Source organism: Flavobacterium columnare NBRC 100251 = ATCC 23463, assembly GCF_002530675.1.
In the GTDB taxonomy this organism is placed as follows: Bacteria; Bacteroidota; Bacteroidia; order Flavobacteriales; family Flavobacteriaceae; genus Flavobacterium; species Flavobacterium columnare.
Window position 1 is genome coordinate 1 of the sequence record NZ_PCMX01000097.1, and the last position, 1,540, is coordinate 1,540.

Below are 1,540 nucleotides of genomic sequence, written 5' to 3' on the forward strand. Positions count from 1 at the left end.
TCAAGTCAAAAAGTTGTGGAGAAATTTTAAAATAGTTTACTTTGTATTGATTAAATTATAGAAATGGACTGTTCTTTTAATACGTTAATAACACTTTTATTACCTGAATATCTAACCCATTATTTTGAACTAACTTCAATTGATAAAGAAGAAGAAGTTTTACATTTATATTTAGAAGAATTAAATGAAATTCCTATAGAATATTCAAAAGATAAATTACAATCAAAAGGTTTTTTTGAATCTATTACCGTTCAAGATTTTCCAATAAGAGGTCACGTAGTTTATTTACATATAAAAAGAAGAAGATGGCTTAATTTGTCTACCGATAAAGTTGTTTTTAGAGATTGGAATATAGTAGCAAAAGGCACTCGCTTAACACAAGAGTTCGCCTCTTTTTTAAAAGAAGTCAATAGATACTAATGCTCATGATACTAAAAGTATTGCCAAATTTTATGGTGTTAAAGGCAAAATACTTCAAAATCAGTATAAAGATTTTTTAAGCGATTATTCTAACTGGAATCAAAAAGCTCATGCTAAAGAATGGTTATTATATCCTCAAAACATAGGGCAGAATTTATCTATTGATGAAACAGCTCTTTCTTATGATGAACTTTACACCATAATCACTAACAAGAAAGCTAAAGGCAAAGCTGGAAGCATTGTAGCTATCATCAAAGGGACTAAAGCAGATAATGTTATTGAAGTATTAAATAAAATACCCTTAAAAATAAGAAATAAAGTTAAAGAGATGACTTTGGATATGGCTCCCAATATGGAACTAATTGTGAAAAAATCTTTCCCTAACGCTACTCTGGTAACTGATAGATTCCACGTGCAAAAATTAGCCATTGAAGCCTTACAGGAAATTAGAATTAAACATCGATGGCAAGCAATAGATGATGAAAACGAAGCCATTGAAAAAGCCAAACGAAATAAGAAAAAATTCAACCCCATAATTCTTGAAAATGGTGAAACTAAAAAACAACTTCTAGCCAGAAGTAGATACTTGTTGTATAAAAGGGAAAATAAATGGACAGAAAATCAAAAAGAAAGAGCTAAAGTTTTATTTAAAAACTATCCGGATTTAAAAACAGCTTACCAACTATCAATGGAATTATCAGATATCTTTAAAGAAACAAAAGATAAAATTTATGGTTATACCAAATTGGCTAAATGGCATGAAAAAGTAAATCAATCTGGATTCAAAACATTTAATACAATATCAAGAACAATAACAAATCATTATAAAACAATACTAAATTACTTTGACAACAGAAGTACCAATGCTTCAGCCGAATCTTTTAATGCAAAAATAAAGGCTTTTAGAAGTAAATTTAGAGGCGTAAGAAACATAGAATTCTTTCTTTTTAGACTTACAAATTTATATGCCTAATTTATCAAATCCACAGGTTTTAGACTTGATCCGTTTTAGACTTGATCCCGTTTTAGACTTGATCCTATTTTGGATCAAGACATTTGAACTTGATCCTTAAAAAGATATTTAAATAAAAAAAGCTCCCCTAAACGGAAAGCTTTTCAT

Annotated in this window: 2 protein-coding genes; both read left to right on the top strand. The window is 28.7% G+C overall.

All coding sequences use genetic code 11. From position 1 onward, the window contains the following. The first annotated feature begins 63 nt into the window (after positions 1-63). On the top strand, positions 64-420 hold the full coding sequence (locus tag B0A78_RS12005) for an ISAon1 family transposase N-terminal region protein (RefSeq protein WP_065212843.1): 357 nt from the start codon (positions 64-66) through the stop codon (positions 418-420). A gap of 49 nt (positions 421-469) precedes the next feature. After that, a complete protein-coding gene (locus B0A78_RS12010; protein WP_421498117.1) occupies positions 470-1,393 on the top strand; it encodes an ISAon1 family transposase in 924 nt (307 codons plus the stop codon). Positions 1,394-1,540 lie beyond the last annotated feature (147 nt).